Source organism: Paenibacillus tianmuensis, from assembly GCF_900100345.1.
GTDB classification, from domain to species: domain Bacteria; phylum Bacillota; class Bacilli; order Paenibacillales; family NBRC-103111; genus Paenibacillus_G; species Paenibacillus_G tianmuensis.
In genome coordinates this window covers 121,525-143,144 of record NZ_FMTT01000011.1, presented here as the reverse complement: position 1 = coordinate 143,144, position 21,620 = coordinate 121,525, and the positions used below count along the sequence as shown (strand labels likewise).

The following is a 21,620-nucleotide window of genomic DNA, read 5'->3' as shown; positions in this document are numbered from 1 at the left end:
TGTGAAGATCATCCCCCCGCCCCCAAGCTTTATCCCGGAAAACAAATCCGCGCCTCCGTCCCTCGGCCCAACTCGCTGTCGATTTCTATGCGTCCGCCGTGCGCTTCCGTCAGCCTCCGGACGATGGTCAGCCCGATGCCGCTTCCCCCCGTGTTGCGATTCCGAGATTTGTCCGTACGGTAGAACCGCTCGAACACATAAGGCAGCTCCTCCGAGGAAATGCCGATCCCGGTATCCGCGACGACGACCCGCACCTCGCCATCGGCCTGCTCCACCGTAACCTCGACCTGACCTCCGGAGGGCGTATACTTCCATGCGTTGCTGAGCACATTGGCCAAAATTTGCCCGATCCGCCGCCTGTCCGCTTGGACCAGCACCGGTTGGGCCGGGGCCCCGAACCGGAGGGCGACCTTTTTTTGTGCAAAAGCGGCTTTGACGGTCTCCACACTCTGAGCGGCGATGGCCGACAAGTCTTCCGTCTGCAGGCGAAGCCGAAAATGAGGGGAGTCCATCTGCGTCAGCTGCTCCAAATCGCCGACCAGATGACTCAGCCGCTCGACCTCCTCATGACAAGTCGCAAGCCGGACCTGCGTCGGCTCCCAAACGCCGTCCACCATCGCTTCCATATGGCTCTTCAAGGTAGCCAGCGGGGTGCGAAGCTCATGGGCAACGTCGGCGGTCATCGTCTTCCGCAGGCGCTCCTGCTTCTCCAACTGCGCGGCCAGCTCGTTAATCGCTTGCGCCAAATCGGCCAGCTCGTCGTTCCCGCGAACCTCCGTGCGGGCTTCCAACTCGCCTCCGGCCATACGAACGGCCATCGCTTTCATCGCCATGAGCGGCGCTGCCATCCGCTTCGCCGCGTACAAACCGGCCAAGGCCGCCAAGACGATACCTCCGGCGGCAATCCAGACGACCGACTGGACAATCGCCTGCTCCAGATGCGCATTAAACATCACCATATCCGCGCCCGCCGCCGCCTGCTGCTGGTACATCATAAAATGGCGGTGCGCCTGCACGAGCAGCACCATAAGCGCCATGATCAGAATCCCGCACGCTAGTCCGATAAACACGAGCGCAAATCTGGCATACAGCCCTCTCACGGCAAAGCTCCTCCAGCAAACCGGTAGCCTGCGCCGTATACCGTTACAATATACCTCGGCGCTTTCGGAACCGGCTCGATCTTCTGCCGCAGGTTTTTGACGTGTTGATCTATCGTGCGCTCGTCGCCTTCGAAGTCGAAGCCGAGCACCTTCTCGATCAGCTCGTCTCTCGTGAAGCAGCGCTCCGGGTGGCGGGCAAGCGTAAGCAGCAGCTTGTATTCGTTGGGCGTCAGAGCGACCGGATCGCCCTGCTTGTATACTTCGCGCTTTAACGTGAGAATAACCAGCTCGCCGCCGAACGCCATACGGTCCGCCAGCAACGCGTCGTCCTGCGTGCGGCGCAGGATCGCCCGGACCCGGGCGGCCACCTCCCGCGGACTGAACGGCTTCAGCACGTAGTCGTCCGCGCCGATGGACAGCCCGGTCACCCGGTCGTTCTCGGACACCTTGGCCGTCAGCATCAAGACCGGCAGCGAGGACCTTTGCCGGATGCGCCGGCATACCTCCTCGCCGGACATGTCAGGCAGCATCAGGTCCAAAATGACGAGATCGACCGCCTCCCGCTCCAGCACGTCCAACGCTTCCGAACCGCTGGCGGACTCCAGCGTGCGATACCCGTCCTTTTGCAGATAAGAAGTGACGACATCCCTGATTTTCGCCTCGTCGTCGACCATGAGAATCGTCTTGTTCACCGCGGCTTTGCAGCTCCTTTCCGATCCTGCCGTATTCACCGAAAGAAGGGCGCCCGGCAACCGGGCACCCGCCTTCCGCTCTGCTTAGAGCTTCACCTTCTGCAATCGGAGCGCATTGAGCACCACCGACACCGAGCTCAGCGCCATCGCGGCTCCCGCCACCCACGGGGCAAGGAAGCCCAGCGCGGCGATTGGAATACCGAGCGTGTTGTACGCCAGCGCCCAGAACAGGTTTTGCTTGATGTTCGCCATCGTTTTCCGGCTCATCGCCGCGGCGTCCGGCAAGCGGATGAGATCGCCCTGCATGAGCGTCACGTCGGCCGCTTCGATGGCGATGTCCGTCCCCGTGCCGACGGCGATCCCGACGTCGGCTGTCGCAAGCGCCGGCGCATCGTTGATGCCGTCACCGACCATCGCGACCTTGCGCCCTTCCGCCTGCAGCTTCTTCACCTCGGCGGCCTTCCCTTCCGGCAGCACCTCGGCCAGCACGCGGTCGATGCCTACTTGGCGGGCAATCGCCTCCGCCGTCCGGCGGTTGTCGCCGGTAATCATGATGACCTCGATACCTTCCTGCTTCAAGCGGGCGATCGCTTCTTGCGACGTTTCTTTGACCGCGTCCGCTACCGCAACCATGCCGGCATACTGCCGGTCCACGGCGATCAGCATCGCGGTTTTGCCCTCGGATTCCATCCGCTCCATGGCACCCTCGGCCTGCGCGAATTCGATCCCTTCTCGCCGCAGCAGCTTGCGGGTGCCGACCAGCACCTCGCGCCCTTCGACGACGGCGGCGATACCGTAGCCCGGAATCGCCTCGAACCGTTCCGCTTCGGAGAACGGGATACCTTTCGAGCGGATGCCTTCCACAATCGCTTCCGCCAGCGGATGCTCAGATTGCTTCTCGGCGGCAGCGACCAGGCGCAGAACCGTCGCTTCGTCCGCAGCTTCGATGCTCACGTCGGTCAGCTCCGGCTTGCCTTTGGTGACGGTGCCGGTTTTATCCAGCACGATCGTATCGATCCGGTGCATCGATTCCAGATGCTCTCCGCCCTTGAACAAAATCCCGAACTCCGCCGCGCGGCCCGATCCGGCCATGATGGAGGTCGGCGTCGCGAGCCCCAGCGCACAAGGGCATGCAATGACGAGGACGGCGATCGCTTTCTCCAGCGCATTGGCGAATTCGCCCGGAACAACCGCAAAATACCAGATCAAGAACGTAAGCACCGCAATCCCGACGACGATCGGCACGAAGATGCCGGAGATCCGATCGGCCACCCGCTGAATCGGCGCCTTCGAGCCTTGCGCGTCTTCGACGACCCGGATAATTTGCGCCAGCGCCGTTTCTTTGCCGACCTTGGTCGCTTTGACCCGCAGGCTGCCGTTCCGGTTGACGGTAGCGCCGATGACGGCGTCGCCCGGCTTTTTCTCGACCGGGATGCTTTCACCGGTCAGCATCGATTCGTCAACCGCCGACATCCCGTCAAGAACGATCCCGTCGACCGGAATCTTCTCGCCCGGCTTCACCAGCACGACGTCTCCGGCCAACACCTCTTCCACCGGCACGCTCAGCTCGACGCCGTCGCGGACGACAAGCGCCATTTTGGCCTGTAAGCCCATCAGCTTCTTGATCGCTTCCGAGGAGCGTCCCTTCGCCAGCGCCTCGAACCATTTGCCCATCACGATCAGCGTGATCAGCACGGCGCTCGTCTCGTAATACATGGAAGGCATGCCATGCGACGGAGAACCGGCCGCAGCCCACTCCAGCGTCAGGTACAGGCTGTAAAAATAAGCCGCCGACGTACCCAGTGCGACGAGCACGTCCATGTTCGCGCTCTTGTTGCGCAGCGCTTTGTAAGCGCCAGTATAGAACGGCAAGCCGATGATGAACTGCACCGGCGTCGCGAGCGCAAGCTGCACCCACGGATTCATCAGCGCGTCCGGCAAGTAAATCCACGAGGTGAACGAAAAGTGGCTGACCATCGCCCACAGCAGCGGAAACGAAAGAATGGCGGAGAAGATCAGCTTCGTGCGGTGCGCGGCAATTTCTTTTTGCCGGTGGTCGCCGTCGTCCTTCCGTTCCTCCTTCAGCCCCGCTTTGTAGCCGAGCTGCTCGACTTTCCGGATCATTTCCTCCACCGATACCGCTTGCCCGGAGTATTCGACGTGGGCCGTCTCCAACGCAAAATTCACGGTCGCTTTCCCGACGCCGGGGAGCTTGTTCAAGCCCTTCTCGATCCGGTTCGCGCAGGCTGCGCAGGTCATACCCGTAATGGCAAGCGAGGCTTGCTGCTGATCCGGCTGCTGTTGTTGTTCCAATCGCTGTTCCATTGCTAAGCACCTCTTCTCAAATATACCCATATGGGGTATATTTTAATCAAAAAAAGAGAGCGGCCGGAGCCGCGCCTCGGCAAAACCGGTGAATCCCGGATTAAACTACGTCGTAGCCTTGATCTTCAATCGCAGCTTTGATCGCATCCGGATTCGTTTTCGACTCTTCGTACTGCACTTGAACGGATTTCGCGGCCAAGTCAACCTTGCCGGTCGCGCCGATGTTCTTCAAAGCCCCTTCAATGGAATTGACACAATGATTGCAGGACATGCCTTCGACTTTCAACGTAATGGTTTGCATAGGGGATCGCTCCTTATTTCATTAATTTTTGGATGGTGGTAAGCAATTCATCGACGACTTCGTGTTCGCCCGATTGAATGCGCTCGATGACGCAGGACTTCATATGGCCTTCGAGCAGCAGCTTGCCGACGCCGTTCAGCGCCGATTGGATCGCGGCGATCTGATTAAGGACGTCGTCGCAATACGTGTCTTTTTCGATCATGCCCTTCACGCCCCGGATCTGGCCTTCGATGCGGTTCAACCGGGTGACGAGATTGGCTTTGACTTTATCGGAATGATGGCTTCTTCTCTCGCTGTCCGTGGAGCAGCAATGTTCCGCCTCCGTATTGTTTTCCATTGCGTTCCCTCCTCTTGGCTTTATATTACTATACCCCCCTACCCTATGTCAACGGATGAATTGCATTTTTTCATGCAACTGTCTGGCTTTAGTTTTCCATTTTCCAAGCTATTCTAAACGAAGCCTGAGCGCCGGGTCCGGCCGGCTTTTTTTTGTCCGTTGGTGTAGTGACTCCCCCTATAGCGTGTGCTACAATATTTTTAAATCGTGACACGATGGAGAAGGACGATAAGATAACTACGGATTTGGAGTTGAGAAAACGTGAACAAGCCTGCAATGTTCAGGGTGATCTTATGGGGAATTATCTTTGGCCTTATCTTAACCGGATGCACCCCGGCCGCTAAGAAAGAAGAACCTTCGGTGGCCGCCGCCAAGGACGAGCTGATCCTGGCCGTCGGCTCTGAGCCGGAGGCCGGTTTCGATCCGACGACAGGCTGGGGACGGTACGGCTCGCCGCTGTTTCAAAGCACGCTGCTGAAGCGGAATGCCGAAATGAAAATTGTAAACGATCTGGCTACCGGCTACGAAGTGAGCGGTGATGGAACGGTATGGACCGTCAAGCTGCGGAGCGACGCGAAGTTTTCCGACGGCAAGCCGGTGACGGCCGCCGACGTGCAGTATACGTTCGAAGCGGCGTCCAAAAACGGCTCCATTATCGATCTCACGAATATGAAGAGCGTCGAAGCCGCGGATACCGCCACGGTCAAGTTTACGCTCAAGGAGCCGCAATCGACGTTTCTGACGCTGCTCGTGCAGACGGGCATCGTGCCGAAGCACGTCCACGGCAAAGACTATGCCCAGAAGCCGGTCGGGTCCGGGCCGTACAAGCTTGTGCAGTGGGACCGGGGCCAGCAGGTGATCGTCGAGGCGAATCCCGATTACTATGGGCCGAAGCCGTTTTTCAAAAAGCTGACGTTTCTGTTCCTGAACGAGGATGCCGCTTATGCCGCCGCCAAAGCCGGAAAAGTGGACGCCGCATACATCCCCGCCGCCTTCAGCAAGCAGCCGGTCGCCGGGATGCGGGTCGAAGCCGTACATACCGTAGACAACCGCGGCATCGTGTTCCCTTATATTCTTTCCGGGCTTACTACGAAGGACGGCAATCCCATCGGCAACGATGTAACGGCGGATATCGCGATCCGCAAAGCCGTCAATACGGCAATCGACCGCAAAGCGCTGGTCCAAGGCGTACTGGAAGGCCACGGCACGCCGGCCTACACCATCAATGACCGGCTGCCCTGGTGGAATCCGCAGACGGTCACCCCCGACGCCGATGTCGAAGGCGCGAAGAAGCTGCTCGCAGATGCAGGCTGGAAGGATGCCGACGGCGACGGCATCGTGGAGAAGGGAGCGCTCAAAGCGCAATTCCCGCTCATCTACCCTTCGGGCGACGTGACGCGGCAATCGCTGGCGCTGGCCGTGGCCGACATGCTGAAGCCGGTCGGCATTCAAGTAAGCGTCGAAGGCAAGAGCTGGGACGATATCAAAAAGCTGATGCATTCCAGCACCCTCATGATGGGCTGGGGCAGCAACGATCCGCTCGAAATGTACAACGTGTACAGCAGCAAATACCGCGGCATCGAATATTACAACAACGGGTATTACAGCAATCCGTCGGTCGACGCTTGGATGGACAAGGCGCTCCGGGCCACGAAGGAAGAGGACGCCTGGGAGTTTTGGAAAAAAGCCCAATGGGACGGCACGACCGGCGTCAGCGCGCAGGGCGACGCGCCATGGGCGTGGCTGGTCAACATCGACCATCTGTATTTGGTCAAGGACAAGCTGGATATCGGGAAGCAGCGCATTCATCCGCACGGCCACGGCTGGCCGGTTACCGACAATATCGAAGAATGGAATTGGAAGAACTAGGCCCGGAAAATGAGGTTATGAGATGATTCGCAGCTTGCTTACGTTTTTAGGCTTGAAAGCGGTCCGGCTGGTCACTTTGCTGGCGGCGATCAGCGCGATTTCCTTCGTGCTCGTCAGCGCCTCCCCCATCGATCCGATTCAAGCCTACGTCGGGGCTGACATGATGCGGGTGAGCCCCGAGCAGCGGCAGCAGATCGCCGAGCATTGGGGACTCGACAAGCCGCCGGCCGAACGATTTGCGAATTGGGGAGCCGCTCTGCTGCAAGGCGACCTTGGCACCTCCATGATTTACCGCCGGCCGGTGGCGGAGGTGATCGGAGAGCGGTTCGCAGGATCGCTGGCGCTAATGATCGCCGCCTGGCTGCTGTCCGGCCTGCTCGGCTTTGCGGCAGGCAGCTTGGCCGCGATGAAGAAAGATACATGGATCGACCGGCTGATCCAATGGTACTGCTATACGCTGGCCTCCACGCCCGCGTTCTGGATAGGCCTGCTGCTGCTTCTGCTGTTCGGGGTGTGGCTGGGCTGGTTTCCCGTCGCGTTGGGCATCCCTGCCGGGGTGCTGGCGCAGGAGGTCACGTGGAGCGACCGGGTGCAGCATATGATTCTGCCCGCGCTGACCTTAAGCGTCGTCGGCATCTCGAATATCGCGCTGCATACGAGGCAGAAGCTGCTCGACGTGCTGGGCAGCGACTACGTGCTGTTCGCCCGGGCCCGCGGCGAGCGCGGCTTCCGGCTGTTCCGGCGGCACGGCCTGCGCAATATCGCGCTGCCTGCCCTGTCGCTGCAGTTCACTGCGTTCAGCGAGCTGTTCGGCGGGGCCGTCTTGGCCGAGCAGGTATTTTCTTATCCCGGCCTCGGACAGGCCACCTTCGAAGCGGGGCTGCGGGGCGACGTTCCGCTGCTGCTCGGCATCGTGCTGTTCAGCGCCCTGTTCGTGTTCACCGGCAACTTGATCGCGGATTTGCTCTACCGCTTGGTCGATCCGCGAATCCGGGAGGGACGGGCGCTATGAGTAATGTACCGACGATAAACGATACGGAACGCTTGCGGCCGCGTGCCCGGCTTGGCCGGAGGCATCGGGCGCTGCTCACGGCGCTCGGCGCGGTCGTGCTGATTCTGGGAACCTTGTTCATCGGGCTGCTGCTCAACCCAGACAATCTGTCCACCCGGCTGGAATGGCGCAATCTGCCGCCGTCGCTGCAGCATCCGTTCGGCACCGACTGGCTTGGGCGAGATATGTTTACCCGCACCCTCAAAGGACTTGCATTAAGCGTGCAGGTCGGCTTGATCGGTGCTGCTTCCAGCGTTGTCATTGCGGCTACGCTTGGGCTGATTGCCGCGACGATGGGGCGGACGGCCGACCGGATCGTCGCTTGGCTGATCGACTTGTTTCTGAGCGTGCCGCATCTCGTCACGCTCATTCTGATCGCGTTCGTCTGCGGCGGCGGCATGCGCGGCATCGTAATCGGCATCGCCTTGACACACTGGCCGAGCTTGGCGCGGGTCATCCGCGCGGAGGTGCTGCAGCTGCGCAGCGCCGAGTTCGTGCAAATTTCGCGGCGGCTCGGACAGTCCCGCTGGCAAGTGGCGATGCGGCATATGCTGCCCCACCTGCTGCCTCAACTGCTCGTCGGGCTGCTGCTCTTGTTCCCGCATGCCATTCTGCATGAAGCAGGCGTGACGTTTATCGGCCTTGGCTTGTCGCCTCACCAGCCGGCCATCGGCATTATTTTGTCCGAGTCGATGCGGTATTTGTCGACCGGCATGTGGTGGCTGGCCGTCTTCCCCGGCCTCTGCCTGCTGATCGTCGTCCGGGCGTTCGACCGGGCCGGGGAAAGTCTGCGTCTGCTGCTCGATCCGCGGGACCCGCAGAACTGAAGCACTCGGTACCGCAGCATGACCAAAAGAGGAGGCTTGGCGCAACGTGCCTGAATCTATGCCTGAAACTATTCATGTGCCCGTACTTGAAGTGAACGATTTGTCCGTCGCTTTCACGCGGTACGACCGCGGACTGCGGCAGTCCACGGTCGAGGTCATCCGCAGCCTGCAGCTGACGGTCGGACGGGGCGAGCTGCTCGCGGTCGTCGGATCGAGCGGCTCCGGCAAAAGCCTGCTTGCCCACGCCATCCTCGGCATCCTGCCGGACAACGCGGCCGTCTCCGGGACGCTGCGGTACGAAGGCGAACCGCTGACCCCTGCCCGGCAGGAGGCGCTGCGCGGCAAGGAGATTGCGCTGGTGCCGCAATCGGTCAATTTCCTTGACCCGCTGATGCGGGTAGGCGACCAAGTGCAGAGCTCGGTCCGCGAGGGCGATGCGGTCGCCGCGGTCCGCCGCATCTTCGACCGCTACCGTCTCGTCCCCGGGACCGAGCGGCTGTTCCCGTTCCAGCTGTCGGGCGGCATGGCGCGGCGGGTGCTCGTCTCGACGGCGACGGTCGGCGGCCCCCGGCTTGTCATTGCCGACGAGCCGACGCCCGGCCTCGACCCCGCGGCGGTGCAGGAAACGCTAAGCCGGTTCCGCGAGCTGGCGGACGAAGGCTGCGCCGTGCTGCTTATCACTCACGACATCGAGTCGGTGCTTCCCTTCGCGAACAACGTCGCCGTCTTTTATGCCGGGACGACGGTCGAAACGTCGCCCGCCGGCGACTTCTCCGGCGACGGAGCGCGGCTGCGCCATCCGTACAGCCGGGCGCTCTGGCAGGCGCTGCCGCAGAACGGCTTCACGCCGATTCCCGGCATCCAGCCGCACCCGTCCGCGCTGCCGCCGGGCTGCTTGTTCGCGCCGCGCTGCGCCGCGGCCAGCTCAGACTGTAGCCGCGAACGGCCGGAGATGCGGGAGCTACGCGGTGGGACGGTGAGGTGCATCCATGCGACTTGAAGCACGCGGCCTTGGGTACCGGCGCGGCCGGGACGCCTGGCTGTTCCGGGGCGTCGACCTGACGCTAACGCCGGGGGAAATGACCGGCCTCGTCGGTCCGAGCGGCTGCGGCAAGACGACGCTCGGCCGACTGCTGGCCGGGTATGAGGAACCGCCGGAAGGGCGCATTGTTTTAGGCGGCGACCCCCTCCCGCGCAGCGGCTACCACCCGGTGCAGCTCGTCTTCCAGCACCCGGAGAAGGCCGTCAATCCGAAGTGGCCGATGCACCGCGTCCTGCGCGAAGGCGGAGAGCCCGATCCGGCGCTGCTGGAGGCGCTGGGCATCGAGCAGGAGTGGCTCCGCCGACGCCCCGGCGAATTGTCCGGCGGCGAGCTGCAGCGGTTCTGCGTAGCGCGGGCGCTCGGGCCGCAAACGCGGTTTCTCATCGCCGACGAAATGACGACGATGCTCGATGCGATCACGCAGGCGCAAATATGGCAGGCCGTGCTCGCGATCGCCCGGCAGCGGCAGCTCGGCGTGCTCGTTGTCAGCCACGAGCCGGGCTTGATCCGGCATCTCTGTACCAGCGTTATAGACTGGAGCGAGCTTACGGGCGCGGACTGAGCTTTGGATGGTCAATGTGCTGTCGCGGTGAAGCTTGCCCGAAGAGATGATTGACAGCCGAAAACGACCCGTGCTATAGTACTGTTAATTTATTTTTCATGAAAGACAACGATGGGGAAAGTAAGCACGGTGTATTTCCAAGCGACCCGGGGAAGGTGCGAGCCCGGGAAAGAAACCCTGCCGAAAGCCACCCTGGAGTCGCCCTCTGAAGCTTGCAGCCGTAGGAGTTGGCCGGTGTTCCGCCGTTATAGGACCGAGTGGACTTTGCATGTATTGAAGTCAACGAGGGTGGTACCGCGTGAGCATAGCTCTCGTCCCTTTTTTTGGGGATGGGGGCTTTTTTTATTTGCAAATTTGCACAAACAAATCCATGAAAAGCTGGTGAATGGTTATGACTTTGAATTGGTCCGAACGACTCTCCCCCGTTATCCGGGATATGCCGCCGTCCGGCATCCGGCGGTTTTTCGATCTCGCGTCGGAGATGACCGGAATTATTTCGTTGGGCGTCGGGGAGCCCGACTTTGTGACGCCTTGGGCGATCCGGGAAACGGGGATTCAGTCTTTGAGGCAGGGATACACGATGTATACGTCCAACGCGGGCTTGCTGGAGCTGCGGGAGGAAATTGCCGCTCACCTGCACGGGTTTTATGACGTGCGTTACGAGCCCCGCAGTGAGGTGCTGATTACGGTCGGGGTCAGCGAAGCGGTCGACCTCGCTTTGCGCGCTATTGTCCATACCGGTGACGAGGTGCTGATCGCCGAGCCGTGTTACGTCTCTTACGGGCCATGCGTCACGATGGCGGGCGGCGTGCCGGTTCCGCTGACTACGACGGCGGACAACGATTTCCGGCTGACCGCCGCACAGGTGGAAGCCGCGATCACGCCGCGAACCAAGGCGCTGCTGTTCAACTATCCGAACAATCCGACCGGCGCGACGATGCCCCGGGAAGATCTGCTCGAAATTGCCAAAGTCGTGGAAAAGCATAACTTGATCGTCATTTCCGACGAGGTGTACGACAAGCTGACTTACGAGGGCGAGCATACGTGCTTTGCGTCGCTGCCGGGGATGCGGGACCGGACGATTTTGCTGAACGGCTTCTCCAAGGCGTACGCCATGACGGGCTGGCGGCTCGGATACGCTTGCGGACATCCCGAAGTCATCGCCGCAATGACCAAAATCCATCAATACACGATGATCTGCGCGCCCATCACGGTACAAAAAGCGGCTATCGAAGCGCTACGGAACGGGACGGAGGAAATGAAGGAGATGGTCAGCTCGTACAATCAGCGGCGGCGGCTCGTGCTGAAGGGCTTCAAAGAGATCGGCCTGCCCTGCTTCGAGCCCCGGGGAGCCTTCTACGCCTTCCCGTCGATCCAGCATACGGGCCTTTCCTCCGAGACGTTCGCCTGGCGGCTGCTGGAGGAGACGAAGGTTGCGGTCGTGCCCGGCAATGCTCTCGGCTCCGCCGGGGAAGGCCATATCCGTTGCTCCTATGCGTCTTCGGTGGAAAACTTGACCGAGGCGATCGAGCGGATGGGCCGTTTCCTGAAGCAATTCGAGTAATACGGGTCCGTTCCTCATGGGAAGCGGGCTAACCGGCCGAATCCGCAGGCGTGGCAAGCTTTACGGCGTAATCATGCATGGCTTCCAGTGAGCCCGTATAGATGAGAATGCCCCGTTCGATTAAACGGCGAAGCCGATATTCGATCCAGCTATGGGAAATCGGACGGTCCAAAGCATGAAAAAGAATTTCCTCGATCAGCAGTCCGATTTTAACCCAGCCCTGGGCCCCTGCCTGTAGGGTACGGACGCCCTGAACGATCGTTTCGTCGAAATAGCTTTCATCCGCCGTCCGAAGGTTACCATTCTCATAGATACGAAGCAAGCCCGCTTCTGCTACAAGTCTCCGCCAGTCTTGGATAAGCCGCTCTCTGGTCCACGGCGCAAGCGGCTCCGCATTCCCGATCCACGAAGCCAATTCGTCGGGGGCGGCTTCCCCGGTATGGCGGAGCCGTCCTTCGGAAGCGACGGTGACGTTCATGACGGATACGGTAACGTCGGGCGGCAGGGAAGCAAGCACGGCGCGAAACCCGGTTTGTTCAAAAACGTTGTCGGCTGCCCAGATCACGACAGGAACCGGATTCGCGGAAAGACGGGAGAGCCATTCCCGCCAAGCTTCCATGTTGCTTTTCAGATAGGGCAAGTATTGCCGAGCTTCCTCGTTGGCAATGGTTTCCTCCCATCGAAGACGCACTTCCTCCCAATTCTGCGAGGCCACGCAAACCGGAGGACCCTACATCAAGTCGTCTTCCCAATGAATCACCGACTTGTCGGTCCTAGTTCCCATGGCAACCTTTAAACAGCCTTCCGCTGCCGCACCGAAGACGATCTGGACCGTCAGCGGGACGTCGTCTCAGTCGGGGAAGCAGTCTCCCCGGCGGGATCAAACGCTCCGTCCACGGCGTCCCATTCGTTATAAAACTGCTCCAAATACCGCTCCATAAAGCGGTGGCGCTCCTCCGCCAAGGCGCGGGCGGCGTCCGTGTTCATCAAATCCTTGAGCTTCAGCAGCTTCTCGTAAAAGTGGTTGATCGCCGTTCCCGGATGGTTGCGGTATTCCTCCGGCGTCATGTGCTCCCGGACCGGCAGCTCCGGATCGTGCATCGGCCGGCCTTTCCAGCCGCCATAAGCGAACACCCGGGCGATTCCGATCGCGCCAATCGCATCGAGGCGGTCCGCATCCTGCACGATTCGGCCTTCGGCGGTACGCATCGGCTGGCCGTGTCCTCCTCCATAGGACATCGTCGAAATGATGTCCATGACATGGGTACGGTCCGCTTCGTCCGTTCCCGCTTCGGCGAGCCAGCTCTCCACCTTTTGCAGGCCGGCTTCCTTGCTCGGGTTCAGCTTTTCATCAGCTACGTCGTGCAGCAGGGCCGCCAGCTCGCAGATGAATGTGTCCGCCCGTTCGACCGCCGCCAGCCGCTTCGCCGTGCGGGTCACTCGGACAATATGCCACCAATCGTGGCCGCTGCTGTCTCGTTCCAATTCGGCTCTCGCATAAGCAGCCGCCTGCTCCAGCAGCTTTCCTCGTTTGATCGGGTCCATAAGCGTAGTCATCCTCTCCGAGTTCTGTATCGTCTCGCTATTGTACTACGCCTCGGAGCGGCACGCAAAGAAGGCCGCATCGCGCGGATAAAAGAAATCAATGAATGATAGCAGAGAAGGAGAAGTGGTTACTTGCCATATCTCTTCAAATATTCGGGGTAAGCGCGAAGATGTATTTCTTTTGCCCGCTGCTGCGTCCGTTGCTTCACCGCAGGCACATTCTCCGCTTCAATGTAATCGGCAAGTACATCGATCACGTCGTCAAGCAGCTTCGCCCTAAAATAAAACTCCATCCGTTCGAATCGTTCGCAGCCTCCCAAATCAATGAGCCGCTCTTCCCGAAACTGCCAATCTTCGGATCGGTACAGCGGCCAAAGGAATACGGAATAGTCCATGGCGGCATCTCCATGCACCGCTAAATCATCCCAATCTATAATCCAAAAACCGCCGGTTTCTTCCACTAACACGTTGTGCCAGTTGATATCGTTATGTACGGTATCCTTCGCTTTTTTTTGAAAAGAAGGCAGTTGGTGTACAAGCTGGTTTAAGGTCTTTACTTCAGATTCAAACCAATCCAAGGTGTCGTCTGTCACGAAGTCCAGCAAATGGCGTTCGGACCTGATCGTCTCCAGATCCTCCTCGAATCGGACAATGTACTCCTCGGCGAACGCTTCCGAATACGAGCGGGTGTGGGCCTCGGCTCCCTTTTTGAACTCTTGATCCGCATGCAGCCGGTTCAATACTTTCAGGACGTTTTCAACGACGGCTTTTGGATCGGAACAAGAGCTAAGCGGGGTTCCTTGAATAAAATCAAACACTAAACCGTACGAATAACCGGGAACTATTTCTTGAGTCACCTCTTCGATAAGCCGCGGCGCGTGATAATGATTGGTCAAATGCTCGCTTCGCACGGCCCATTGTTTTAGACGAGGGGTTCGTTGCTCTGGCGCAAGCTTTAGATGCCGAACCGTTGCGCCATCGGATAAGCGGTAGGACTGGTTGACAAATCCTCCCGGATTCCAAATATACTTCGCTTCGATCTTCGAACCTTTGAACCCTAACGAACGGGAGCTTGCTTTTGCCCACTCCTGCACTTGTTTTTCGGCGAACTGCACATCCATTCTCGATCCCCTTTCCTACACCTCTGTCGTCTCTTCAACCTGCGGCGCATCCGACGGGAGAAAGACCGGCAAAGACGGTACCTGCTGGCGGGATTTGTCCGCCGTCTTCCAAGGATGGCGCTCGTCGATCCATTGGCGGATTAACGTATTCACCAACGACGCCGATTTGGTCGGAAGCTGGTGGCCGACCTTGGGCAAGAAATGCAGCATGCTGTCGGGCAGTCTGCGGTGGAGGATATGGGCATACCGGTGAAATTCTTTATCTTTCTCCCCGTAGAGGAGCAGGACCGGCGTTTGAATCTGCCCCAGCTTCTCCGTGCAGTTGTATGTCAGGCTGCACTTGAAGTAGTCGTTCACGTTCCGCAGCTGTCCTTCCTTGGCCGCGCGGTAAAGACGCCGGAACGTCCTCCATTTGTTCGAGTTGCCCCAAGCGATGACCGCCGCGACAATCCGTTTGGCGCGAAGCCCCATCAGCCCAACCGCCGCCCAAACCTCGCTGCGCCGGTACCAGTCGCTTAGCTCCGACATGCCGCTGATCAGAATCGCCCCGTAGAACCGGTCGGGATAGCGGAGCAGCGCTTCCAGCGCGACCGACCCGCCGGTCGAATATCCGCATAAATATGCTTTTTTCAGTTCCAAATGGTCGAGCAGACGACGAATGTCTTCCGCCAGCAGGCTGTATGTAAGCTGCTCCGAGGACTGCCCGCTCTGTCCGTGGCCGCGAATATCGAACGCAATGATCTGGTACCTGCCCGAAAGCTGCTCTAGCTGATCCGCGAAGTTGCTGCTCGTCAGCATCGGAGGATGAATGAACACGATCGGAACGCCGGAGCCTTTCACTTTGTAGTATAGCGTCGTTCCGTTAATCTTGGCGAATGGCACGACCGCTTCACCGCCTTTCTTTTCCAAATTGGAAGTAAATGCAATTCTTAGCATGCCCCTCCCCTTCGCAAAAGATGCGCACTCCCGATCCGCCGCCGTTTTCGCCCCAGATGCTCACGATTCCGTCATTAACGTAAGTCCACAGGACGGACATTCCCGCTCTTCCGCCCGCACACGCGTCAAACAGGCCGGGCATTGCTCAACGGCTCCCGCTTCCGCGCGGCATGCATCGTCTTTGTCTAGCGTCAGCAGTACGTCCGGATCGGCCAAGCTCTCGAACCAACTGCTCACGGGCTTGCCATCGATTTCAAGCACTTGCAGCTCTTCCGACGGAAACCAGCGGATGATTCCATTCCCGTCGCACACCGCCGCCACCATGATTTCGCCCGATTCCTCGTGTGGAAACCAATCGCCTCCAAGCACACCCGCTCTTTGCGCTTTGTAAGCTCCGAATCCCGGACCCAGAAAAAGATATTTCCGCCCGCTCGGTTTATGCCATACGATCGTTGCCATCGGTCCATCCTCCCGCCTTATGTAACTTTTATCCATTAGACCTGACGAACCGCGAAAAGGTTGCTTCGCTTGCACAAAAAAAAACGGCCGTTCCGCCCTACGGCGAGAACGACCGGCTTTCGTTTAAAAGAAGGGAATGTGATTCGAGCCCGTTACGAAAATGGCAGTCGGTAACCCTGCTGCCGCCGGGCGTGTCTACAAACCGAGCACCTTGTTGACCGACTCGATAACGCGGTCTTTTTGAAACGGCTTGACGATAAAATCCTTCGCCCCTGCCGTAATGGCTTCCAGCACCATTCCCTTTTGGCCCATGGCGGAGCACATGATGATCTTCGCGTTCGGGTCGTGCTTGCGGATTTCTTTGACCGCTCCAACCCCGTCCAGCTCGGGCATCGTAATATCCATTGTGACCAGGTCGGGCCGGGCGGACAAATAAACGTTAACCGCCTCCATGCCGTTCGTCGCTTCCGCCACCACTTCGTGTCCTTCCTCCGTCAGCATCGTTCGCAGCATCATCCGCATGAAAGCGGCGTCATCGACTACCATTACTTTAGCCATAGGCAAAACCCCCAACCGTCTAAGGTGATGTTCCTATTATAACAGAGCTTGTGAACTACCCGCCACCTACGCTTCGCTTAGGGGTGGGGGCTTCTAAGGTAATCGTACCTAACGGTACGAAATTTACTTAGCTATCGAGCCAAGAGAAGTTAAAAAACCGTTAAGTTAAGGAAGGATTTTCCGATCAAACATTCAAGCGCCAAAAAGCCGGGGTTCTCCTGAACAAGAGAACGCCCGGCTTCCCGAAAGCAGCGGAAGCTGCTATTGAAAATGCGTCTGGTAAGGCTGCTGCGGCTCCGCAGGCTGCACGGCCTGAATCATGGTGCGCATCGTGTGGTCGGCCAGCTGCGGGGCTTGGTAGAAGCCCTTGTAGTTCATATACTGGAACAGCTCCCAAGCCATCTCCTGGCAGATGTTCGCCGAGGTCGCATGGTACTGGCGAATTTGCGGATCTACGCACTCGCAGGCCCACAGCATGGCGACGGCCGAGCCGGTTTTGTGCAGATTCAGCGCAATGGTCGCAATGGACACATCGGACAACTGCGTAGCGTTCGGATTCGGCGCAGGCATAGACGGCTGCTGTAGTCCGGCTTGCGGTCTTTCGTAAATGCGCAGCTCCGGCGTATGCGGCGTCACGGCGATGCCTCTGCCTTGCAGCAGGCCGATGCCGTAATCGAAGCCTTCCAGCATCCGTCGCTGCTGATTGAACAAAATATCTTTCAAGTGCGTATCCTGCGCCATCGAGAACAGAACGCCGTACAGTTCGATGTGTACCGCTTTCGTGCGGACCGCCTCTTGGGTTTCCAGAAATTCGTGGGCGGCAAAACGTTGCTGCGTGTGCATAAAAACCTCCTGAACTGGAATGGATATTTCGGAACACCGATAGTATGTCCAAGGATTGGAAATCAATATGCGCCGCATATCCAAAATTTTGCATACACCAGCAACCAACAGCATTCACCCTGCGTCTAATGTATTCGATGTCTCTCCCACCGCGCAAAATAAGCCGGCCTCGAAGGAACCGGCTTCCAGCCTAGTTTGCGGCGGCGGACCCGCTTGTGGAGCCGTCGGGGTATACGGTGAAGGTGGAAACGTTACGGGAGCCGTCCGCAGCTTTTTTCACCGTCCACAGCTCGTACCGGTCGACTTGTGCGCTTGCGTTCCAACGAATGAACAACTGCCCCTCCAAGTCGCCGCGTCGCAACCCGTCGGCGTCGGCACTAAGACCGCCGCTTCTGTAGCCGGCCGATGCTCCGAAGTCGTAGCGCCACAGCTGCTGCTTGGAGCTGTCGATCAGCGTCAGGAAGGACGGTTCGCCCAGCACGCTCTTCACGTCTCTGGCTTCCATGCCGTGTTCGAGGCGGTACGTTGCCGCCCATATTTTTTTCTGTGCGTCGCTGGCGCTCTTCGGCTCGGAAACGACCGAGACGGTACGGGCTTCTTTGTCATAGGCGGCCCCGGCCCCCAAGTTTTCGGCCATGAAGCGAAGCGGGACATACGTATGACCGTCATAATTCAAAATCGCGAACCGGGAGCCCGTATCGCGAACCTCTCCATTGAATTGCATTTTTACAGGAAACAGCGTCGCCCGGATCTCGTCCGAGGCGTAAACGGCGGTAGACGCGGCAAGCACGGCTCCGCAGAGCAGTCCAAGTATAAACTTTTTCATGTGTACCTCCCTTGGATTCGTTATTGCGGTCCTATTCATTATACTAGGGATAGCCGAGGTTCGCATGTAATGAGGAGTGAGTGAATATGGAAAATAAACAATTTGACAAAGGCACTAAACCAAGAGAAATTTTTGTATACACCTGTCAGCGGATAGCTGAGCCTCTTCTCGATTTGGGCTTTAAATATTACAAAAGTAAAAATGAAATTACAAAAAAAGATGACCTGTTTATTTACAGTATCGATTTTCAGCCTTCGATAAAATTAGGGTCAACAAGTTTTTTGGTTCATGTCAGCGTTTATTCAAACCATTTGAAAGAATGGCGGCTCAGTAAGGATCAAACCCAATTGGCAGATGATGTTGTATTTTCCACCTCATTAGCACGATTAACAAAAAGAGCCGATGATTGGCCGCTGTATAGTATTGATGCCTATTCGGAGCGGGAACGAGTCATTGCAGAAATAACTCAACAAATAAACGAATATGCGCTTCCCTTTTTTGAGCGTTTTAAAAATCCGGGGCATCTTGCTGAAGATGTTAAAAAGCAAGGGTTCCTTCCGCACAGAAAAAATCAACAACAACTTTTAAGAAAGGATTTGGCGACGAATTTTATCGAATGCTTTGGTGGAGAATACACCCGGTAAAAGTTTGAGGAACACACATTCGTTATTTGTAAGGAAAGAGGGCCAGGGCCAATGACTACCGAAAAAACAAATCCGCCTCTATATTACGAAACCCGTGGCGACGGGTACCCGTTGATCGTGCTGCATGCGCTTGCGACCGACCACCGGTCGATGATGGCGTGGATGGAGCCGCTGTTCGAACGGAGGCCGGGCTGGAAGCGGATCTACGTCGATATTCCGGCTCACGGACGGAGTCCGGTTGAGCCTTGGATGAAAACCTCCGACGACCTGCTGTCGGTTCTACTGGACGGAATTCGGTCGATTCTGCCGGAGAACGAGCGGTTCGCGCTCATGGGGATGTCGTTCGGCGGCTACATTGCGCAGGGGATATGGCGCGCGGAGAACCGCCGGGCGGACGGGCTGTGTCTTCTCGCCCCGGCGCTTCACCGGAAAACACGCACCCTCCCCGAACGAAGCATGCCGGTCCGGGACGAGACGCTGTTGGAGGAGCTTGAGCCGGAGGTTCGCGCAGCCTTCGAAACGTTGGCCACCGTACAATCACGGACAAGCTGGGAGCTTTTCCGGGAGGAATGGCAGCCGGGGCGTCTGCTCGCCGACCGCGCGTTTCTGTCTTCGGACTGGCGCACGCAAGGGTACCTTTTTCAATGCGATCCCATCCCGGAGGACAGCCGCTTTCCGCAGCCGACGTTGTTTCTCCTCGGACGGCAGGATGCGATCTGCGGGTACAAGGATCATTTTGCCGTGCTAGAGTCGTTCCCTCGTGCGACCTTTGCCGTATTGGACGGGGCAGGTCATCTGCTGCAGATCGAACAGCGGAAGCTGGTGCAACGCCATGTCGGCCTCTGGTTGGATACGGTGGAGCGGGAGAAGACGGCGTTTAGCTCTAACGGAAAATGAGAAAAACAGAAGCCCACCTGATCCTAAAAAAGATTAGGCGGGCTTCCGTTTTTCTCCCACTCTTCCAAGTAGATCATTTGCGTCAAGGGAGACGTGCCCAGCTCAATCGGGCAAATGAATTCCAGCGAATTGCCGTCCGGGTCCTCAAAATATATGGCTGCGTGCGCATGCGGCCGGTTGGGCAGCACGATGGGACCCGTCGGCGCAAACCCGAAAGCTTCCCTGACCAGTGTAGCACAATACCGCATAGACGCCCATATGTTTCCAATTTATTTTAGCAGCCAAAAATTTACTCAGAAGATACCTAACGATTTTATCGAATTTTGTCGATAAAAGGAGATAACCACAACAAAGGGGAGAAACATGATGGGCAAACATCACTTTAAGTTATCGGTCGGGAGAAAGCTATTCTTGTCTTTTCTGCTCCTGATCTTGCTGTTGGTCGGCTTTGGCCTCACTTCACTGGGCCGAGGGGCAAAGATGCAATCCAAGACGGAGGAAATTACCTACTCTTGGATTCCGGGAGTGGAAATTGCCAACAACGTCAACTACTTGACAGAACACATGCTTGTTTTGCAATATGAAATTTCAACCGATCCGGATGTTCCCCAAAAACAACAATATATCCAGGAAGCCGATAATACGTTGGCAGAGATCGACAAGCAACTGGATCTGTACGCTGAGTCGTACGCTAGCGACGAAGATCGCATCAATACGGAGCAGCTTCGGGCGAAATGGAACAGTTATAAAGAAGTTTTTGGCCGCACCGTAGCGTTGGGCAAGCAAATCGACCTGGTTCGAGGCGCAGGGAAGCAGGAAAAAGAACTCACGGCGTTGATGGTGCAATCCCAGCAAACCTATAACGAAATGCAGAAGCTGCTGAATAAAATGATCAAAACCAATAACGACGGTGCCAAGACGGCGACGCAGGAAAGCAGACAAATCTACCAAAGCAATATCGGGCTTACGATCGGGATGATCGCCATTTCGGTCGTGATCGGAATCGCTTTGGTCATCGTGATGATCCGCATCGTATCCAGACCCGTGAAGCTCGTATCTGAAGCGCTGCACCGGGTGTCCGGCGGCGACTTGACGGTCGAACCGCTTGCGGTCAAGCAAAAGGATGAGATCGGAAGTCTGGTCGTTTCCCTGAACGATATGGTATCCCAACTAAAAATGAGCGTAATACAACTCCAAGAGGCATCCATGACGGTTGCTGCTTCGTCCGAGGAGCTGCAGGCCAGCTCCGAGCAAAATACGGTAGCGACCAAAACCGTTACGTTCTCCATCCAAGAGATGGCCTCCGGTGCGGAAAGTCAGCTGATGCGCTCGGACGAAACCGGAAGAGCGATGGAAGAGATGGCCGCAGGCATTCAACGTATCGCCGAGACGACGTCGGACGTATCCGAGTTGTCTCAAGAATCCGCCATCCAAGCGCAGCATGGCAATGATGCCATTCAAGCGGCAAGAAGCAGAATGAACGCCCTGAGCGAATCGGTCGGGCACGCAAGCGCCGATATCCAGACGCTGGAGACGCATTCCGTGAATGTCGGCAGCATTCTGCAGATCATCAACGACATCGCTTCGCAAACCGGTCTGCTGGCGCTCAACGCCTCTATCGAGGCGGCAAGAGCGGGAGAGCATGGACAAGGCTTCGCCGTCGTCGCGAACGAGGTGAAGAAGCTTGCCCAGCAGTCCGGCAAAGCCGTCCAAAGCATCTCGGACATCATCTCGCAGATTCAAACCGATACGTCCAAAGCGGTACTCACGATGAACCGCAGCTTGTCGGAGGTGCGAGTCGGGCTCCAAGCCGTTACCGAGGCGGATGAAGCGTTCCAGCAAATCACCCGCACCGCAAACGACGTATCCGGCAAAATTCAGGAAGTGGCGGCGGCAGTCCAAGAAATGGCGGCAGGCTCGGAGCAGGTGTCCGCTTCCGCTTCGGAGATGAACCAAATTGCCAGACATTCTGCCGAGTCGACGCAGACGATTGCCGCTACAACCGAAGAGCAGCTCGCTTCGGCCGAAGAAATCGCTTCGGCCGCGGAATCGTTAAGCCGCACGGCGCAGGATTTGTCCGAACTGGTCAAACAGTTCAAATTGTAAGGGCACTCCAAGCGT

Annotated in this window: 23 protein-coding genes and 1 other annotated feature; of the genes, 9 read left to right on the top strand and 14 right to left on the bottom strand. The window is 58.0% G+C overall.

Going from position 1 to position 21,620, the window contains the following annotated elements; translation table 11 throughout:
* Nucleotides 1-29 precede the first annotated feature (29 nt).
* From BLO51_RS10050 to BLO51_RS10030, 5 genes are all read right to left on the bottom strand, one after another.
* Complete coding sequence (locus tag BLO51_RS10050) at nucleotides 30-1,100, bottom strand: sensor histidine kinase (RefSeq protein ID WP_090670529.1); 1,071 nt, start codon at nucleotides 1,098-1,100, stop codon at nucleotides 30-32.
* A complete protein-coding gene (locus BLO51_RS10045; RefSeq protein ID WP_090670575.1) occupies nucleotides 1,097-1,774 on the bottom strand; it encodes a response regulator transcription factor in 678 nt (225 codons plus the stop codon). The genes BLO51_RS10050 and BLO51_RS10045 overlap by 4 nt, the downstream gene beginning before the upstream one ends.
* A gap of 102 nt (nucleotides 1,775-1,876) precedes the next feature.
* Nucleotides 1,877-4,117, bottom strand: a complete 2,241-nt coding sequence (locus tag BLO51_RS10040; RefSeq protein WP_090670526.1) for a heavy metal translocating P-type ATPase — start codon at nucleotides 4,115-4,117, stop codon at nucleotides 1,877-1,879.
* A 100-nt stretch (nucleotides 4,118-4,217) separates the two neighbouring features.
* Nucleotides 4,218-4,418, bottom strand: a complete 201-nt coding sequence (locus BLO51_RS10035) for a copper ion binding protein (protein ID WP_010493235.1) — start codon at nucleotides 4,416-4,418, stop codon at nucleotides 4,218-4,220.
* A gap of 13 nt (nucleotides 4,419-4,431) precedes the next feature.
* On the bottom strand, nucleotides 4,432-4,755 hold the full coding sequence (locus BLO51_RS10030) for a metal-sensitive transcriptional regulator (RefSeq protein WP_090670523.1): 324 nt from the start codon (nucleotides 4,753-4,755) through the stop codon (nucleotides 4,432-4,434).
* A gap of 276 nt (nucleotides 4,756-5,031) precedes the next feature.
* On the opposite strand from BLO51_RS10030, the gene BLO51_RS10025 reads away from it, so the two are divergent.
* The 6 genes from BLO51_RS10025 to BLO51_RS10000 all read left to right on the top strand — a co-directional run bounded on the left by BLO51_RS10025 (nucleotide 5,032) and on the right by BLO51_RS10000 (nucleotide 11,670).
* Nucleotides 5,032-6,624, top strand: coding sequence for an ABC transporter substrate-binding protein (locus BLO51_RS10025; protein WP_090670572.1), 1,593 nt, complete (start codon nucleotides 5,032-5,034; stop codon nucleotides 6,622-6,624).
* 22 nt (nucleotides 6,625-6,646) lie between these two features.
* On the top strand, nucleotides 6,647-7,636 hold the full coding sequence (locus BLO51_RS10020; RefSeq protein WP_090670520.1) for an ABC transporter permease: 990 nt from the start codon (nucleotides 6,647-6,649) through the stop codon (nucleotides 7,634-7,636).
* On the top strand, nucleotides 7,633-8,502 hold the full coding sequence (locus BLO51_RS10015) for an ABC transporter permease (RefSeq protein ID WP_090670518.1): 870 nt from the start codon (nucleotides 7,633-7,635) through the stop codon (nucleotides 8,500-8,502). The genes BLO51_RS10020 and BLO51_RS10015 overlap by 4 nt, the downstream gene beginning before the upstream one ends.
* Nucleotides 8,503-8,560: 58 nt before the next feature.
* Nucleotides 8,561-9,502 (top strand): ABC transporter ATP-binding protein, encoded by a 942-nt coding sequence (locus tag BLO51_RS10010; RefSeq protein ID WP_090670516.1) that lies wholly within the window; start codon nucleotides 8,561-8,563, stop codon nucleotides 9,500-9,502.
* On the top strand, nucleotides 9,492-10,106 hold the full coding sequence (locus BLO51_RS10005) for an ABC transporter ATP-binding protein (protein WP_090670513.1): 615 nt from the start codon (nucleotides 9,492-9,494) through the stop codon (nucleotides 10,104-10,106). The genes BLO51_RS10010 and BLO51_RS10005 overlap by 11 nt, the downstream gene beginning before the upstream one ends.
* A 99-nt stretch (nucleotides 10,107-10,205) precedes the next feature.
* Nucleotides 10,206-10,428 (top strand) — a binding site (T-box leader).
* A gap of 69 nt (nucleotides 10,429-10,497) precedes the next feature.
* Nucleotides 10,498-11,670, top strand: coding sequence for an aminotransferase class I/II-fold pyridoxal phosphate-dependent enzyme (locus BLO51_RS10000; protein ID WP_090670510.1), 1,173 nt, complete (start codon nucleotides 10,498-10,500; stop codon nucleotides 11,668-11,670).
* Between the two features lie 28 nt (nucleotides 11,671-11,698).
* Here the strand turns inward: BLO51_RS10000 and BLO51_RS09995 are convergent, their stop codons facing one another.
* The 8 genes from BLO51_RS09995 to BLO51_RS09960 form a co-directional block, all read right to left on the bottom strand.
* The gene (locus BLO51_RS09995; RefSeq protein WP_245719604.1) at nucleotides 11,699-12,310 is read right to left on the bottom strand and encodes a DUF3658 domain-containing protein; all 612 of its coding nucleotides are present in this window, start codon (nucleotides 12,308-12,310) and stop codon (nucleotides 11,699-11,701) included.
* 194 nt (nucleotides 12,311-12,504) lie between these two features.
* Entirely contained in the window at nucleotides 12,505-13,215 is a 711-nt protein-coding gene (locus BLO51_RS09990) for an HD domain-containing protein (RefSeq protein WP_245719603.1), read from the bottom strand.
* Nucleotides 13,216-13,343: 128 nt separating this feature from the next.
* Nucleotides 13,344-14,336, bottom strand: coding sequence for an aminoglycoside phosphotransferase family protein (locus BLO51_RS09985; protein WP_090670501.1), 993 nt, complete (start codon nucleotides 14,334-14,336; stop codon nucleotides 13,344-13,346).
* Nucleotides 14,337-14,351: 15 nt separating this feature from the next.
* Nucleotides 14,352-15,272: an alpha/beta fold hydrolase gene (locus BLO51_RS09980; RefSeq protein ID WP_245719602.1), complete on the bottom strand. Its 921-nt coding sequence runs from the start codon at nucleotides 15,270-15,272 to the stop codon at nucleotides 14,352-14,354.
* Nucleotides 15,273-15,332: 60 nt separating this feature from the next.
* The gene (locus BLO51_RS09975; RefSeq protein WP_090670498.1) at nucleotides 15,333-15,731 is read right to left on the bottom strand and encodes a hypothetical protein; all 399 of its coding nucleotides are present in this window, start codon (nucleotides 15,729-15,731) and stop codon (nucleotides 15,333-15,335) included.
* A 195-nt stretch (nucleotides 15,732-15,926) separates the two neighbouring features.
* Complete coding sequence (locus BLO51_RS09970; RefSeq protein WP_090670495.1) at nucleotides 15,927-16,289, bottom strand: response regulator; 363 nt, start codon at nucleotides 16,287-16,289, stop codon at nucleotides 15,927-15,929.
* 261 nt (nucleotides 16,290-16,550) lie between these two features.
* A complete protein-coding gene (locus tag BLO51_RS09965) occupies nucleotides 16,551-17,132 on the bottom strand; it encodes a spore coat protein (protein WP_090670491.1) in 582 nt (193 codons plus the stop codon).
* 190 nt (nucleotides 17,133-17,322) lie between these two features.
* Entirely contained in the window at nucleotides 17,323-17,958 is a 636-nt protein-coding gene (locus tag BLO51_RS09960) for a stalk domain-containing protein (protein WP_090670488.1), read from the bottom strand.
* Nucleotides 17,959-18,044: 86 nt separating this feature from the next.
* Here BLO51_RS09960 and BLO51_RS09955 point away from each other — a divergent pair, with 86 nt between their 5' ends.
* Together BLO51_RS09955 and BLO51_RS09950 are read left to right on the top strand one after the other, a co-directional pair.
* Nucleotides 18,045-18,602 carry a DUF4304 domain-containing protein gene (locus BLO51_RS09955; RefSeq protein WP_090670485.1) on the top strand — a complete coding sequence of 186 codons (558 nt, stop codon included), beginning with the start codon at nucleotides 18,045-18,047 and terminating at the stop codon, nucleotides 18,600-18,602.
* A 51-nt stretch (nucleotides 18,603-18,653) separates the two neighbouring features.
* On the top strand, nucleotides 18,654-19,499 hold the full coding sequence (locus tag BLO51_RS09950; protein WP_090670482.1) for an alpha/beta fold hydrolase: 846 nt from the start codon (nucleotides 18,654-18,656) through the stop codon (nucleotides 19,497-19,499).
* A 23-nt stretch (nucleotides 19,500-19,522) separates the two neighbouring features.
* Here the strand turns inward: BLO51_RS09950 and BLO51_RS09945 are convergent, their stop codons facing one another.
* A complete protein-coding gene (locus BLO51_RS09945) occupies nucleotides 19,523-19,747 on the bottom strand; it encodes a VOC family protein (protein ID WP_174551223.1) in 225 nt (74 codons plus the stop codon).
* 115 nt (nucleotides 19,748-19,862) lie between these two features.
* On the opposite strand from BLO51_RS09945, the gene BLO51_RS09940 reads away from it, so the two are divergent.
* Nucleotides 19,863-21,605 (top strand): methyl-accepting chemotaxis protein, encoded by a 1,743-nt coding sequence (locus BLO51_RS09940; protein ID WP_090670479.1) that lies wholly within the window; start codon nucleotides 19,863-19,865, stop codon nucleotides 21,603-21,605.
* Nucleotides 21,606-21,620 lie beyond the last annotated feature (15 nt).